Raw genomic sequence first — 15,072 nt, 5'->3', positions numbered from 1 at the left:
CGCCGGTAGCGTGGGCGGAGTCCGCTGGAATGCCCAAGTCCGATTTGCTCCTAATCACAAGCAAACAGGGCTTTACAAATCGCGAAAATAGCGTCAATGTCAAAGGGTCAGGGTTTGCCCTGGCCTCACACAAGTACGTGACCGAGAGGTGCAAGGATGATGACTTCCCGTATTCCTCTGAGTGTTCGCAGAAAGCAGGCTAGAGACCAGCACGAGAGTTTTCTCTATGCGGTCGCCAAGCCTCAGTTGAGTGATGCTGAGAGGTCGCGCCAGCAGAAAGTGCGCCAGCGCGCGCACGATCGGGACGATGCCCGATTCCTGGCCGACCGCTGCGACGACCTGTTCTGAACACCTTGCCCACTGGCGGCTTGCCGCCTGTTGACGGTTAGCGGCCCAGCCATACGCCACGCCGCAACCTCCCTGCCTTGAAGCGGACAGCGCGCTTGCCGCCTGTGCCGAGCCGCCCGTTTCGTTTCCCGCCGCCGCGCCCGCGTCCAGCGACGCCGGTCGTCCGCCCGTTGTCCTCTGCGTCTCCGCCTCCGCGCGCATAAAGAAAATTCCTTTTCTCGCCGAAATCCGTCCGAATTTGCGCCAAACGACGATTTCCCATCGATTTTTACGCGATTTTTATCTCTATCCAACGGCTTTTATCGGGTTTTTGACGCCGGCTTCAGTACCTTTCCATTACTGATTCAAATGGAGATTTTCATGATGGATGTCGTCTATCTGGGACTCGTCCTGTTGTTCGGCGCGCTGGCCTGCGGCTTCGTCGCCGGCTGCCGGAAACTGGGAGAAAAGGAATGAGCGTCTGGTATCTGCTCAGCGCGCTGATCGCGCTGGGCCTGCTTGGCTATCTGATCTACGCACTGCTTAAGCCGGAGAATTTTTAATCATGTTCGCCAATTTCATCGGCTCGGCCGCACCCTTGCAGCTGGGCTTGTTCCTGCTGGTGCTGCTGGCGCTGGCCTGGCCGCTGGGCGCCTATATCGCCCGCGTGATGCAGGGCGACAATGTCGGCCCCCTGCGCCTGTTCGCGCTGCTGGAGCGCGGCTTTTACCGGCTGGCCGGCGTCAAGCCGGACGAAGACATGGGCTGGCGCGGCTACGCCGTCGCCTTGCTGTTGTTCAATGTGCTGGGCGCGCTGGCCTTGTATCTGCTGCAACGCTTGCAGGGCTGGCTGCCGTTCAACCCGCAAGGCATGGGCGCGGTGGCGCCGGATTCCGCGTTCAACACCGCGATCTCCTTCGTCACCAACACCAACTGGCAAGGCTATGGCGGCGAATCCACCATGGGCTATCTGGTGCAGATGCTGGGCCTGACGGTGCAGAACTTCCTGTCCGCCGCCACCGGCGCGGCGGTGGTGCTGGCCCTGGTGCGCGGCTTTGTCCGTCACGGCTCGGCCAAGATCGGCAACTTCTGGGTGGACGTCACCCGCTTCACCCTCTACGTATTGCTGCCGCTGTCCTTCGTGTTCGCGCTGGCCTTCAGCCAGCAAGGCATGATCCAGAACCTGTCCGCCTATAAAAACGCGCAGACGGTGGAAACCACCCATTATCAGCAGGCCAAGACCGATGCTCAGGGCAACGCGGTCCTGGGCGCCGACGGCAAGCCGGTGATGGCGGACGCCAGCACCCAGCAGCAAACGCTGCCCATGGGGCCGGTGGCCTCGCAAGAAGCGATCAAGCTGCTGGGCACCAACGGCGGCGGCTTCTTCAACGCCAACTCGGCGCACCCGTTTGAAAACCCCACCCCGCTGAGCAACTTCCTGCAAAGCCTGGCCATCTTCCTGATCCCGGCGGCGCTGTGCTTCGTGTTCGGCCGCATGGTGGGCGACCAGCGTCAAGGCTGGGCCATCATCGCCGCGATGACGGTGATGTTCGTCTGCGCGGTCGTGACGGCCACCGGCGCGGAGCAGGCCGGCGTGCCGCAGCTGAGCGCAATGGGCGTGGATCAGCAGGCCAGCCATTTGCAGGCCGGCGGCAATATGGAAGGCAAGGAAACCCGCTTCGGCGTCATCGACACCTCGCTGTTCATCGCGGTGACCACCTCCGCCTCCTGCGGCGCGGTCAACGCCATGCACGATTCGCTGACCCCGATCGGCGGCCTGGTACCCACCTTCCTGATGCAGCTGGGCGAGGTGGTGTTCGGCGGCGTCGGCTCCGGCCTGTACGGCATGCTGATCTTCGCCATCCTGGCGGTGTTCATCTCCGGCCTGATGGTGGGCCGCACCCCGGAATACCTGGGCAAGAAGATAGAAATCCATGAGATGAAGATGACGGCGATCACCATTCTGGTCACCCCGGTTCTGGTGCTGACGCTGACCGCCATCGCGGTGCTGGCCGCCTCCGGCAAGGCCGGCGTCCTCAACCCCGGCGCCCACGGCTTCAGCGAGGTGTTGTACGCCTTCACCTCGGCCGCCAACAACAACGGCAGCGCCTTCGCCGGCCTGTCCGCCAACACGCCCTTCTACAACGTCGCCACCGCGGTGGCCATGTTCTTCGGCCGCTTCTTCATGATCGTGCCCATCCTGGCCATCGCCGGTTCCTTGGCCGCCAAGAAGCGGCTGGCCGTCACCGGCGGCACCCTGCCCACCCATGGCCCGCTGTTCGTGGTGCTGCTGATAGGCACCGTCTTGCTGGTGGGCGCGCTCAACTATGTTCCCGCGCTGGCGCTGGGCCCGGTCGTCGAGCAATTGCAGATGATCAGCGGTCGCTGAACCTTGCGGGAGGACTCATAAAATGAACGATATCAATCATTCCAAACTGCCGGCCGCCCAGCCCGTTCAAGCGGGCCACAGGAGCGCGGCCAAATCCATGCTGGACCCCAGCCTGGTGAAACCGGCCATCGTCGACTCCTTCAAGAAGCTGTCGCCGCGCGCCCAGTGGCGCAACCCGGTGATGTTCGTCGTCTACATCGGCAGCATCCTGACCAGCGCGCTGTGGGTTCAGTCCCTGGCCGGCCAGGGCGAGGCGCCGTCCGGCTTCATCCTGGCGGTGGCGCTGTGGCTGTGGTTCACCGTCTTGTTCGCCAATTTCGCCGAAGCGCTGGCCGAGGGCCGCAGCAAGGCCCAGGCGGCCAGCTTGCGCTCGGCCAAGAAAAACGTGGTGGCCAAGAAGCTGTCCGGCCCCAGCCACGACGCCGGCAAGACCGTGATCGACGGCAGCAGCCTGCGCAAGGGCGACTATGTGCTGGTGGAAGCCGGCGACGTGATCCCGGTGGACGGCGAGGTGATCGAAGGCGTGGCCTCGGTGGACGAGTCCGCGATCACCGGCGAATCCGCGCCGGTGATCCGCGAGGCCGGCGGCGATTTCTCCTCGGTCACCGGCGGCACCCGCGTGCTGTCCGACTGGATCGTGGTGCGGATTTCCGTCAACCCGGGCGAAACCTTCCTCGACCGCATGATCGCCATGGTGGAAGGCGCCAAGCGCCAGAAAACGCCGAACGAGATCGCGCTGACCATCCTGCTGGTGGCGCTGACCATCGTCTTCCTAGTAGTCACCGTCACCCTGCTGCCCTTCTCGCTGTTCAGCGTGGAAGCGGCCAAGGCCGGCTCGCCCATCGGCATCACCACCCTGGTGGCCTTGCTGGTATGCCTGATCCCCACCACCATCGGCGGCCTCTTGTCCGCCATCGGCGTGGCCGGCATGAGCCGGATGATGGGCGCCAATGTGATCGCCACCTCCGGCCGCGCGGTGGAAGCCGCCGGCGACGTGGACGTGCTGCTCTTGGACAAGACCGGCACCATCACCCTGGGCAACCGCCAGGCCTCGACCTTCATTCCGGCGCCCGGCGTCAGCGAACAGGCTTTGGCCGACGCCGCCCAGCTGGCCTCGCTGGCCGATGAAACCCCGGAAGGCCGCAGCATCGTGGTGCTGGCCAAGAAGCAGTTCAATCTGCGCCAGCGCGAGCTGGCCAGCCATGAAGCCGCGTTCATCCCCTTCACCGCGCAAACCCGGATAAGCGGCATAGACTACGATGGCCGCCGGATCCGCAAAGGCGCCATCGACGCCATCCGCCGCCACATCGCCGAACTGGGCGGCCAGTTCCCGGACGCGCTGGCGAAAAGCGCCGATGAAGTGGCCCGCCGCGGCTCCACCCCGCTCTTGGTGGCGGAAGGCAATCGCGCCTTGGGCGTGATCGAACTGAAGGACATCGTCAAGGGCGGCATCAAGGAGCGTTTCGCCGAACTGCGCCAGATGGGCATCAAGACGGTGATGATCACCGGCGACAACCCGCTGACCGCCGCCGCCATCGCCGCCGAGGCCGGCGTGGACGACTACCTGGCCGAAGCCACGCCGGAAGCCAAGCTCAAGCTGATCCGCAGCCATCAGGCCGAGGGCAAGCTGGTGGCGATGACCGGCGACGGCACCAACGACGCGCCGGCGCTGGCCCAGGCCGACGTGGCGGTGGCGATGAATACCGGCACCCAGGCGGCCAAGGAAGCCGGCAATATGGTGGACTTGGATTCCAACCCCACCAAGCTGATCGAGATCGTGGAAATCGGCAAGCAGATGCTGATGACGCGCGGCTCCTTGACCACCTTCTCCATCGCCAACGACGTGGCCAAATACTTCGCCATCATTCCGGCCGCCTTCGCCAGCACCTATCCGCAATTGAACGCGCTGAACGTGATGGGCCTGAACAGCCCGGCCTCGGCCATCATGTCGGCGGTGATCTTCAACGCCGTCATCATCGTGTTCCTGATCCCGCTGGCGCTGAAGGGGGTCAAGTATCAAGCCAAGAGCGCGGCGGAGCTGCTGCGCGGCAACCTGCTGATCTACGGCCTGGGCGGCCTGCTGGTGCCCTTCGCCGGCATCAAGCTGATCGACATGCTGCTGGGCGCGCTGAGCCTGGCATGAGCACTGAAAGGACAAAGCAAATGAAACTGTTACGCCCGCTGCTGGTGGTGTTCGGCGGCCTGACCCTGATCACCGGCCTCGCCTACCCCTTGCTCACCACCGGGGCCACCCAGGCGCTGTTCCCTTTCCAGGCCAACGGCAGCCTGATCGAACGCGACGGCAAGATCGTCGGCTCGCGGCTGATAGGCCAGAACTTCACCGGCCCGCAATATTTCTGGGGCCGCCCGTCCGCCACCAGCCCAATGCCGTACAATGCCGGCGGGTCCGGCGGCTCCAACCTGGGCCCCACCAACCCGGCGCAGCTGGACGCGGTGAAGGCCAATGTGGAACGCATCCGCGCCGCCCATCCGGGACAGACCGGCCCGGTGCCGGTGGACCTGGTCACCGCCTCGGCCAGCGGCCTGGACCCTGAAATTTCCGCCGCCGCGGCTTTCTACCAGTTGGAGCGCGTCGCCGCCGCCCGCAAGATGGAGCCGGCCGCGCTGCGCAAGCTGGTGGAGAGCCGGGTGATAGGCGAAACCTTCGGCCTGCTTGGCGAGCCGCGCGTCAATGTGCTGGAATTGAACCTGGCGCTGGACCAGCCGCGCGGCTGATAAGAACGAGCCGCGGAATCCCCCGCTTCCGCGGCTAAAAAACAGGACAAGCCATGCCCGACATCCGTCCCGATCCGGACGCGCTGCTGGATGAACTGAAACGCGAAGAACTGGACGCCCAACGCGGCCGGCTGAAGATATTCTTCGGCGCCTGCGCCGGGGTCGGCAAGACCTACGCCATGCTGGCGGCGGCCCGCGCCCGACGCCAGGAAGGCGTGCAAGTGCTGGTGGGCGTGGTGGAAACCCACGGCCGCAAGGAAACCCAGGCGCAACTGGCGGACCTGGAATTGCTGCCGCCGCGGCGGATCGCCTACAAGGGCCACGAACTGTCCGAGTTCGATCTGGACGCGGCGCTGGCGCGCCGGCCGCAGCTGATCCTGATGGACGAATTCGCCCACTCCAACGCGCCCGGCTCGCGCCACCCCAAGCGCTGGCAGGACGTGGAGGAGCTGCTGGCCGCCGGCATCGACGTCTACACCACCCTCAATGTCCAACATCTGGAAAGCCTGAACGACGTGGTCGGACAGATCACCGGCATCGTGGTGCGCGAAACCCTGCCCGACCACGTGTTCGACCGCGCCGACGAAGTGGCGCTGGTGGACCTGCCGCCGGACGAGCTGCTGGGCCGGCTGGCCGCCGGCAAGGTCTATCTGCCGCAGCAGGCCGAGCGCGCGGTGAAGAACTTCTTCCGCAAGGGCAATCTGCTGGCCTTGCGCGAACTGGCGCTGCGCCGCACCGCCGACCGCGTGGACGCGCAGATGCGCGCCTACCGCGCCGACCAGTCCATCAACCCCGTCTGGCACGCGCGCGAGCGCTTGCTGGTCTGCGTCGGCGCCAGCGCCGGCATCGACAAGCTGATCCGCAGCGCCAAGCGCCTGGCCGCCAATCTGGACGCGGACTGGATCGCCGTCTACGTGGAAACGCCGCGCCAGCAAAAACTGTCCGAAGAGCAGCGCGCCCGCGTGCTCAAGGGCCTGAGGCTGGCGCAGGAATTGGGTGCGGAAACCACGGTGCTGGGCGGCAACGAACTGGCGCCCACGCTGCTGGCCTACGCCCGCAGCCGCAACGTCTCCAAGCTGGTGGTGGGCAAATCCGTCCGCGGCCGCTGGTCGCGACTGTGGCGCCCTACCCTGGTCAACGAGCTGAGCCGCCGCTCCGGCGACATCGATCTCTACGTGGTGGCCCACGACTTGGAAGCGGAGGACGCCGGCGCCGCCAAGACCGGCGCCAGCCTGTTGTTCGAAGAGCAGGACAGCCCGCGCTCCCGCGCCGGCTACATCGCCGCCGCCGTCGCCTGCCTGCTGACCACGCTGCTGGCCGGCCTGCTGATTCCCCATGTGGCGCTGGCCAACGACATCATGATCTACCTGCTGGTGGTGGTGCTGGTGTCGGTGCGCTACGGCCGCGGCCCCGGCATGCTGGCCTCGCTGCTGTCGGTGGCGGCCTTCGACTTTTTCTTCGTGCCGCCGCAGATGTCCTTCGCCGTCACCGACACCCAGTACCTGATGACCTTCGTGGTGATGTTGCTGGTGGCCGCCATCATCAGCCAACTCACCGCCCGGCTGCGCTTCGCCGCCAATATCTCCACCTATCGCGAACGCCGCACCCGCGCGCTGTACGATCTGGGCCGCGAACTGGCCGGCGCGCTGACCGCCGCCCAGATCGTGGACACCGCCGTCGGCCGGCTGGAGCCGCTGTTCGCCGCCAAGGTCAACCTGTTCCTGCCCAATAGCGGCGACGAACTGCGCCTGGCCGGCGAAGACCGCGGCCATGCCGACATCGGCGTCGCGCAATGGGTTTACGATCATCAGCAGCCGGCCGGCCTCGGCACCAACACCCTGCCCGCCAACGCCGCGCTCTACGTGCCGCTGCGCGCGCCGATGCGCAACCGCGGCGTGATCGCGCTGCTGCCGGAAGTCACCGATCAGGCCTTTCTGCCGGAACAGCAAAGACTGCTGGAAACCTGCGCCGCCCAGATCGCGCTGGCGCTGGAGCGGGTGCATTACGTGGAAGTGGCGCAGGACGCCATCGTGGCGATGGAATCCGAGCGGCTGCGCAACAGCGTGCTGTCCGTGGTGTCCCACGATCTGCGCACCCCGCTGACCACCATGGCCGGCCTGTCCGAGCGGCTGTGCTCGCCCAATGTGGACGACGATCAGCGCGCCGAGATCGCCGCCGCCATCCAGGACGAGGCGCTGCGCATGAACAAGCTGGTGACCAATCTGCTGGACATGGCGCGGCTGCAATCCGGCGTCAAGCTGAACAAGGAATGGCAGATGCTGGACGAGGTGGTGGGCAGCGCGCTGCGCGCCGCCGAACGCGGCCTGCGCGGCCGGGAACTGAGGCTGGAGCTGGACCCGGACCTGCCGGTGCTGGAATACGACGCCGTGCTGCTGGAGCGGGTGCTGGTCAACCTGCTGGAAAACGCCGGCAAATACACGCCGCCGGGCAGCCGCATCACGCTGGCGGCGCGGCGCGAAGGCGCGGAGGTGCTGGTGTCGGTCAGCGACGACGGCCCCGGCCTGCCGCCCAATATGGAACAGCGCGCCTTCGACAAATTCTCGCGCGGCGCGGCGGAGTCCAGCACCCCCGGCGTGGGGCTGGGCCTGGCGATCTGCCGCTCCATCGTGGAAATCCACGGCGGCCGCATCAGCGCGCGCAACCGCTCGCCGCACGGCGCGGAATTCCGCTTCAGCCTGCCGGCCGGTCAATCGCCGGCGCTGCCGCCGGATGAGACGCCCTAACTCAAAAGAAAACCATGACCATGCAAGACGCACCGATCAGCATCGTCGTCATTGAAGACGAGAAACCGATACGCCGCTTTCTGAGCGCGGCGCTGGAAGAAGAAGGCCTGACCGTCCACGAGGCGGAAACCGGCAAGCAAGGCCTGATCGAAGTGGCCACCCGCAAGCCGGACCTGGTGATCCTGGACCTGGGCCTGCCGGACATGAACGGCCAGGACACCATCAAACAGCTGCGCGAATGGACCGACCTGCCCATCCTGGTCTTGTCCGCGCGCACCCAGGAAACCGAGAAGGTGGCCGCGCTGGACGCCGGCGCCGACGACTATCTGACCAAGCCCTTCGGCGTGGCCGAATGCCTGGCGCGCGTCCGCGTGCTGCTGCGCCGCCGCACCCACGGCAGCGCCGCCGCGCAACAAGTGTTCCAGTTCGGCGACATCAAGGTGGACCTGGTCAACCGGCAGGTGGCCAAGGCGGAAACGGCGGTGCATCTGACGCCGATAGAGTACCGGCTGCTGTCCACCTTGATACGCAGCGCCGGCAAGGTGATCACCCATCGCGAACTGCTGCTGGCGGTGTGGGGGCCATCGTTCTCGGAGCACAACCAGTATCTGCGCGTCTATATGGGCCATCTGCGGCAGAAGCTGGAAGACAATCCGGCGATGCCGCGCCACATCCTCACCGAGACCGGAGTCGGCTATCGGCTGGTGGAGGGCTGAGCGGACCGCCGCTTAGAACGTGTTTACAATCTCGCGAGCTAAGGCGAGACAAGGCGAAAACGGCTGAGAAAGCGGAATGTACAAGTGGTACATGAGCATTTCGAAGGTGTTTTCAACGCGGTATCGCCGACGCGCAGCAGATCGTAAACAGGTTCTTAGAAGCTGTTCATGGGGGCCAGGACCGCGCGCAGCCGCTCACGCGCTGCGCCCCACCCCGTTCTCCACCGCGAACACCGCCGCCTGCACCCGGCTGCTGAGGCTGAGCTTCTTCAGGATGTTCTGCACATGGATTTTGACCGTGCTCTCGGCCAGATCCAGGCTGCGCGCGATCTCCTTATTGCTCTTGCCCTGGGCCAGAAAGCCGAGGATTTCGCGTTCGCGCGGGGTCAGCCGGTCCAGTTCCTGTTCCGCCGGCTCCACCGGCGCGGCCGCGCCGTGGCGGAACTGGGCCATCAGCTTGGCGGTCATCGAATCGCTCATCACCGATTCGCCGGCGGCGGCGCGCGCCACCGCCTGGGTCAGGAAGTCGGCGTCGATGTTTTTCAATAGATAGCCGCGCGCGCCGGCCTTCAAGGCCGCGGTCAGATCGTCGGCCTCCTCGGACACCGTCAGCATCACCACCGCCCGTTTGGGCTGGTCCTGCAGCATCAGGGTCAGCGCCTCCACGCCGGAAATGCCCGGCATGTTCAGGTCCAGCAACACCACGTCCGGGTCCAGCTGCTTGGCGAGCTTGACGCCCTCGGCGCCGTCGGCCGCCTCGCCGACAACGTCGAAAGCCGCCTGGCGCGCCAGCAAGGCCTTGATTCCGCTGCGGAACAAGGTGTGATCGTCCACCAGCAAAATGCGTATGGTCTGTTCAGACATCATCGAGTCCGGGTCTTTCAAATTCAGATATAGACAGTATGAGAGCTGTCTAGCCGCCGCGCCAGTGGCTCAAGCGGCCATGCGCCGCGCGCGCGGCAGCAGCAGGCTGACCAGGGTGCCCGCCTCCGGAGTGGATTCGATGTCCAGTTGCAGACCGGCGCGCTGCGCGCGCTCCTGCATGATGGACAGGCCGAAATGGCCGTCGCCCTTGTTGCGCACGGTATCCAGATCGAAACCGACGCCGTTGTCCAGCACGCTGAGCACGAAGACCTCGCCGTCGTCGCTGAGGCTGACCGTGACCTGGCTGGCCTCGGCGTGCTTGCGCACATTGGACAGCGCCTCCTGCAAGATGAACAGGATCTGCAATTGCTGTTCCGGCATCAGCGGCGCGCCGGCTCCGGTGGAGCGCAGCTCCACCCGCATCCCGGTCTGCTTGCGGAATTTGTCCAGCAGGCTGCTCACCGCCTGGCTCAGGCTTTCCGACAGTTTGGAACGGAAGTTGTTGAGCAGCTCGCGCACATCGTCGTAGCTTTCCTTGACCCCGGCCTCGAACAAGGCCAGCGTGTCGTCCACCAGGCCCGGGTCGCCGCTGTCCAGCGCCTGGCGCATGATCTGGGTTTGCAGGTTCAGGAAGGACAGGCCCTGGGCGATGCTGTCGTGCAGGCCCTGGGCCACCAGATTGCGCTCCTCCAGCACCGCCAGTTCGCGCTCCTTGGCCGCCAGCCTCAGGTTTTCTATCGCCACCGCCAGGTGCTGGCCCAGCATCTCCAGTTGCCGCACCTGCTGCGGCGGCAGGATGCGCGCCTGTCGGAAATGCAGATTGAAAATGCCCAAGGTGCGGTTTTGCGTCGCCACCGGGAAGGCGCTGACCACGCGGAAACCTTCGCGGCTGCACTGTTTGTCCGGCAGGCCGCGCATATTCTCCACCCGGCTCTCGGCCTTGGCGGCGGCTTCGCCGCACAGGCAGTCGCCCACTTTCAGGCAATGCTCTTCGCGCAGCAGCCCTTCCGGCAAGCCGTCGTCGGCCACCACGAACACCATGCCCTGGCCGTGATCGGTCAAGCGCACCGCGCCGCCGTCGGCGTCGAAGGCGCGCATCACCCGGGCGAGGAAGCCCTTGCACAGCGCTTCCAGCGGCTGGGATTGATTGCAGAAGGAGGTGATTTCGTACAACAGCGCCAATTCCTGGTTTTTCTGCTGCAGGCTGGCGGTCTTGCCGCGCACCCGCTCTTCCAGCGTGGCGTGGGATTCGGACAGACAGGCCGCCATCAGATTGAAGCCGGTGCTGACCTGGCCGAATTCGTCGTCGGTCTCCACCGGCACCCGCACGCTGTAATCGCCGGCCGCCAGCCGGCGTATGCCCTGGTGCAGCTTGTCCAGCGGCCGCAGCACGATCAGCAGCATCAGATAAATCAGCGCGACGGTGCCCACCACCGCCATGCTGGCGAGCAAGAGCTGCAGCAGGCGCAGATAATCGGTGTTGCGGGCGTTGTAGGCCTCCATGCCGCTGACGAAGGTGTTGATGTCCGCCACGTAGAGCGCCACGCGCTCGGCGAAACGGGCGGCCTCCGCCGCGTTGTCGCCGGGCCGCGTCAGCGCGTCCTGCAACACCGGCTTCAGTTGCTCGCGCCACTGCGTTTCCACCTGGGTCAGCGCCTGCTGGATGTCCGCCTGACGCGGCACCAGCAGCGGACGCGCCGGGTCGCCGCGGCGCAGCCGCTGCAAGATGGCTTCGTAATTGACCATGTCGCGGCGCAGCGCGTCGGCGCGCGCGCCGTCCTGGCCGCTAAGCTGCAAATCCAGCGCCAGCCGAGTGACGCGCATGCGCAGGCTGCCGGCGTCGTTGATCGCCGCCGCGCCGCCCTCCTGTTGCCAGGACAGCCACAGCGTGGCGCCGATGGAACCCAGCGCCACCAAGAGAAAAATCGCCAGCACGCCGACGATCTTGGCGCTGAGCCGCTGGCCCAGCGGGCCGCCCAGCACCGGGGACACGTTCAGCCGCATCGCCGTCGCCCTAGCCACCGGTCATCGACATGAAGCGCACCAGCTTTTTCGGCTTCTCGCTGAATTCATGTCGCTCCGGTTTCAGTTCTATCGCCGCGCGGATCGCCGCTTCCAGTTCGGCGTCGCCGACGCCGGCGCGCAGCAGAGGGCGCAGCTCAAAGCTTTCTTCCTGGCCCAGGCACATGTAGAGCGTGCCGTCCACGGACAGCCGTACCCGGTTACAGGTGGCGCAGAAATGTTGGGAAATGGGCGTGATCAGGCCCAGCGAGAAACCGCCGTCCCGGGTTTTCCAGTAGCGGGCCGGGCCGCCGCCCAGGGTGGCGGCCTGTTCGACCAGGTCGAATTCGGTTTGCAGCTGACGCAGCACCGGCTGCAAGTCCAGGTAACTGGCGGCGCGGCCGGTGTCACCCATGGGCATGGCTTCGATCAGCCGCAGCACGAAGCCATGCTGGATACAGAAGGCGACCATGGCGCCGATGTCGGCGTCGTTGACGTCCTTCATCGCCACCATATTGATCTTGATCGGGGAAAAGCCGGCCTCCTTGGCCGCCATCAGGCCTTCCATCACCCGCGGCAGGCTGTCGCTGCCGGTGATGTCGTGCACGCAATCGCGGCGCAGGGAGTCCAGGCTGACGTTGACGCGGCTGACTCCGGCGGCGCGCAGCGCCTGGGCGTGGCGCGCCAGCTGAGTGGCGTTGCTGGTCAGCGACAGGTCGTTGAGGCCGGGCAGCGCGGACAGGCGCGCCGCCAGCTCCGGCAGATTGCGGCGCAGCAGCGGTTCGCCGCCGGTCAGCCGCAGCCGCCGCGTGCCCAGGCGCGCGAAAGCCGCCACCACGCGTTCTATCTCGTCGAAGGTCAGCCAGTTGGCCGGTTCTTCGAAGCCTTTGAAGCCTTTGGGCAGGCAGTAATTGCAACGCAGGTCGCAACGGTCGGTCACGGACAGACGCAGGTATTCGATGGAGCGCCCGAAGCGGTCGGTAAGCATGAGTTCCTCCATGGCAGCCAATGATACCGCTTAGTCGCAACCAAGTGGCCCGGCTGTCGCCGCCAATCTGATATTTCCTGATTCCATTTTACTAGCTAGCCCAACAATTCGCAGTCCAACCAAAGCACGCCGGCCCCTAGTCACTTGTGACTAGGGGCCGGCCGGCGAAATGCGAGCGCAGGGTGAAGGGAACAGGCGCGTCCGGCGATCAGGAGCGCCCCCGTGGAAAATCGGCGCTCAGGCGTGTTTGAACTTGTCCACCAGATCCACCAGCTCGCTGGCCGAGGCGTTGAGGCGGTCGGACAAATCCGCCACCTCTTGCACCAGGCCGGAATTCTCCTCCGCCAGCGAAGCGATCACGCTGATATTGTTGGCCACCTCGCCGCTGGCCGCGGTCTGCTGCGCCATCGCCACCGCGGTGCCCTGGCTCTTGGCCGCGGCCTCGCTGGCTTCCTGGTGGATTTCATCCAGGTCGTGCACGGTCTGGCCCACCAGCTCCAGACCGGACTCCATGCGCTGACGCGCCTCCTGCATGTGGTGGGCGGCGGTCTGGGTCTCGCCGCGGATATCCTCGATCAGCGACGTGATGTCCAGCGTCTCCTTGCCGGTGCGCTCGGCCAGTTTGCGCACCTCGTCCGCCACCACGGCGAAGCCGCGGCCCATCTCGCCGGCGCGCGCCGCCTCGATCGCCGCGTTCAAGGCCAAGAGATTGGTCTGGTCGGCGATCTCGCGGATGGCGGTGATGATGGAGCGGATGTCTTCGGACTTCTGCTGCAAGGATTCTATCCGGCCGCCGGCGTCGTCCAGCACCGTCGAGGTCTGATTCATCGCCTGCGTGGTGCTGCGCATGCGTTCGCGGCCGTCGCTGACGCTGCTCTGCATCTGCTGCGCCACGTTCAGCGACAGCCGGGTGTTGGCGCTGACCGACTCGATGCCCGCGCTCATCTCCTCCACCGCCGCGGCGATGCCGGCCGCCGACTGGCTCTGGGTTTCCGAAGCCTTGGCGGCGCGATGGGAAATCGCCAGCATCGCGTGCGCCGCCTCCACCAGGCTGTGGGCGTTGTGATTGACTTGGTTCAGGGTGCGGGCGAAGGCCTCCACCAAGTGGTCGAAAGCCTTGCCCATGCGCGCGATTTCATCGTGACCGCGGATGTCGGCGCGCGGCCTCAGGTCGAAATCCCGGCTCATCGAGGTCATCAGCAGTTCCAGCCGCTGCACCGGCACATGGATGCCGCGATAGATGGCGAAACCCAGGCCGCCCAGGGCCAGAATCACCAGGGCGGAGCCGCCCAGCGTCACCCACAGGTCGACGCGGGCCTGGGACACCTTGGCCGCCACCAGGCCGGCCAGATCGGACAGCAGCTTGTCCTGCAGCGTTTTCAACGCGCCGATGCGCTGGGTCGCCGCCTGAAACCACCCCGCCGGCGCCACGCCGGCCGGCTGGCCCAGGGCCTGGCCCAAGAGTTTATCGCGCAGCGCCTGCAAGGCCTTGGCCTCGTCGCCGCCTTCCACCGCGTCCATCTGGGCGCGCAGCGTATCGTCCGCCATCAGCCGCAGCTGTCCGGCGCAGGCGTCCTGCTTGGCCTTGAGGCCCACCGCCTGGGCAAAGCTTTTTTGATCGAACGCGCCGCCGTTGAGCACGCCGTTGACGTAGCCGCGCTCGCGGCCGGCGAACTCCTTCTCGCATTGCAGGCTGAGCAAGGCCGCGGTGCTGCGCAGCAGATCGCCGTCGCTATTGGCCTGCGCCAGCTTGGCGATCAGGCCGATCAGGGCGTCGATGCGGCCGGAATAGGCGGAGAAGGCCTCGGCCGCCGGCGTCGCGCGTTTTTCCACGCTGTCGCGCAGCTGGGACAGGCCGTCCAGTTGACTGCTCAGGGCGGACAGATCGCCGGCCAGGCTGCTGGCGGCGTGATTGACCGCCTCGTCGCGGAAGGCGGCCAGGTCCTTGTCGCTGACCGCGCGCGCCTGCTGCAAGGGCGGCGGCAAGCCGGCGGCCTGGCCGCTGAGGAAGCCGTTGCTCAGGCCGCGTTCGGTCTGCAAATCGTGGATCAACTGGCTGGAACGCGCCGCCACCTGGATCAGGCGATCCGAGCGTTGCAATTCCGACAGGGTCTGGAAGCGATCGACGGCCAGCACCGAGGCCAGGCCGATCAGGGCGGCGGAAAAAGGCAGCAGCAGCAATAGCAGCTTGCTGGCGAGGGATAGCCTGGACAGCATGGCGGGCTCCGATCTCTATCGACTGTTTCTCTTGATTTTCCATGACAATGGAAACCAACACCCATCAATATAGATCAAGCCCGGTTCATG

Annotated in this window: 11 protein-coding genes; 7 read left to right on the top strand and 4 right to left on the bottom strand. The window is 65.9% G+C overall.

Annotated elements, in window-relative coordinates:
• The first annotated feature begins 156 nt into the window (after positions 1-156).
• The 7 genes from JC616_RS07065 to kdpE all read left to right on the top strand — a co-directional run bounded on the left by JC616_RS07065 (position 157) and on the right by kdpE (position 8,912).
• Positions 157-348, top strand: coding sequence for a hypothetical protein (locus JC616_RS07065; RefSeq protein ID WP_146176613.1), 192 nt, complete (start codon positions 157-159; stop codon positions 346-348).
• Between the two features lie 452 nt (positions 349-800).
• Complete coding sequence (gene kdpF / locus JC616_RS07060) at positions 801-890, top strand: K(+)-transporting ATPase subunit F (RefSeq protein WP_019103745.1); 90 nt, start codon at positions 801-803, stop codon at positions 888-890.
• 2 nt (positions 891-892) lie between these two features.
• On the top strand, positions 893-2,716 hold the full coding sequence (gene kdpA / locus JC616_RS07055) for a potassium-transporting ATPase subunit KdpA (protein WP_227107458.1): 1,824 nt from the start codon (positions 893-895) through the stop codon (positions 2,714-2,716).
• 22 nt (positions 2,717-2,738) lie between these two features.
• Positions 2,739-4,859: a potassium-transporting ATPase subunit KdpB gene (gene kdpB / locus JC616_RS07050; protein ID WP_319792926.1), complete on the top strand. Its 2,121-nt coding sequence runs from the start codon at positions 2,739-2,741 to the stop codon at positions 4,857-4,859.
• 20 nt (positions 4,860-4,879) lie between these two features.
• Complete coding sequence (kdpC, locus tag JC616_RS07045; RefSeq protein WP_227107456.1) at positions 4,880-5,452, top strand: potassium-transporting ATPase subunit KdpC; 573 nt, start codon at positions 4,880-4,882, stop codon at positions 5,450-5,452.
• Between the two features lie 53 nt (positions 5,453-5,505).
• The gene (locus JC616_RS07040; protein ID WP_227107454.1) at positions 5,506-8,196 is read left to right on the top strand and encodes a sensor histidine kinase; all 2,691 of its coding nucleotides are present in this window, start codon (positions 5,506-5,508) and stop codon (positions 8,194-8,196) included.
• 14 nt (positions 8,197-8,210) lie between these two features.
• A complete protein-coding gene (gene kdpE, locus JC616_RS07035) occupies positions 8,211-8,912 on the top strand; it encodes a two-component system response regulator KdpE (protein ID WP_319792925.1) in 702 nt (233 codons plus the stop codon).
• 195 nt (positions 8,913-9,107) lie between these two features.
• Here kdpE and JC616_RS07030 read toward each other — a convergent pair whose 3' ends face one another.
• The 4 genes from JC616_RS07030 to JC616_RS07015 form a co-directional block, all read right to left on the bottom strand.
• Entirely contained in the window at positions 9,108-9,776 is a 669-nt protein-coding gene (locus JC616_RS07030; protein WP_107801745.1) for a response regulator, read from the bottom strand.
• Between the two features lie 69 nt (positions 9,777-9,845).
• Positions 9,846-11,780 (bottom strand): type IV pili methyl-accepting chemotaxis transducer N-terminal domain-containing protein, encoded by a 1,935-nt coding sequence (locus JC616_RS07025; protein WP_107799005.1) that lies wholly within the window; start codon positions 11,778-11,780, stop codon positions 9,846-9,848.
• Positions 11,781-11,790: 10 nt separating this feature from the next.
• Positions 11,791-12,765, bottom strand: coding sequence for a GTP 3',8-cyclase MoaA (moaA, locus tag JC616_RS07020; RefSeq protein ID WP_107799004.1), 975 nt, complete (start codon positions 12,763-12,765; stop codon positions 11,791-11,793).
• A gap of 237 nt (positions 12,766-13,002) precedes the next feature.
• On the bottom strand, positions 13,003-14,982 hold the full coding sequence (locus tag JC616_RS07015) for a methyl-accepting chemotaxis protein (protein ID WP_227107452.1): 1,980 nt from the start codon (positions 14,980-14,982) through the stop codon (positions 13,003-13,005).
• Positions 14,983-15,072: the final 90 nt, after the last annotated feature.

Origin of the sequence: Chromobacterium rhizoryzae (assembly GCF_020544465.1) — a bacterium.
GTDB lineage: Bacteria > Pseudomonadota > Gammaproteobacteria > Burkholderiales > Chromobacteriaceae > Chromobacterium.
This window is presented reverse-complemented; position numbering and strand designations above follow the sequence as displayed.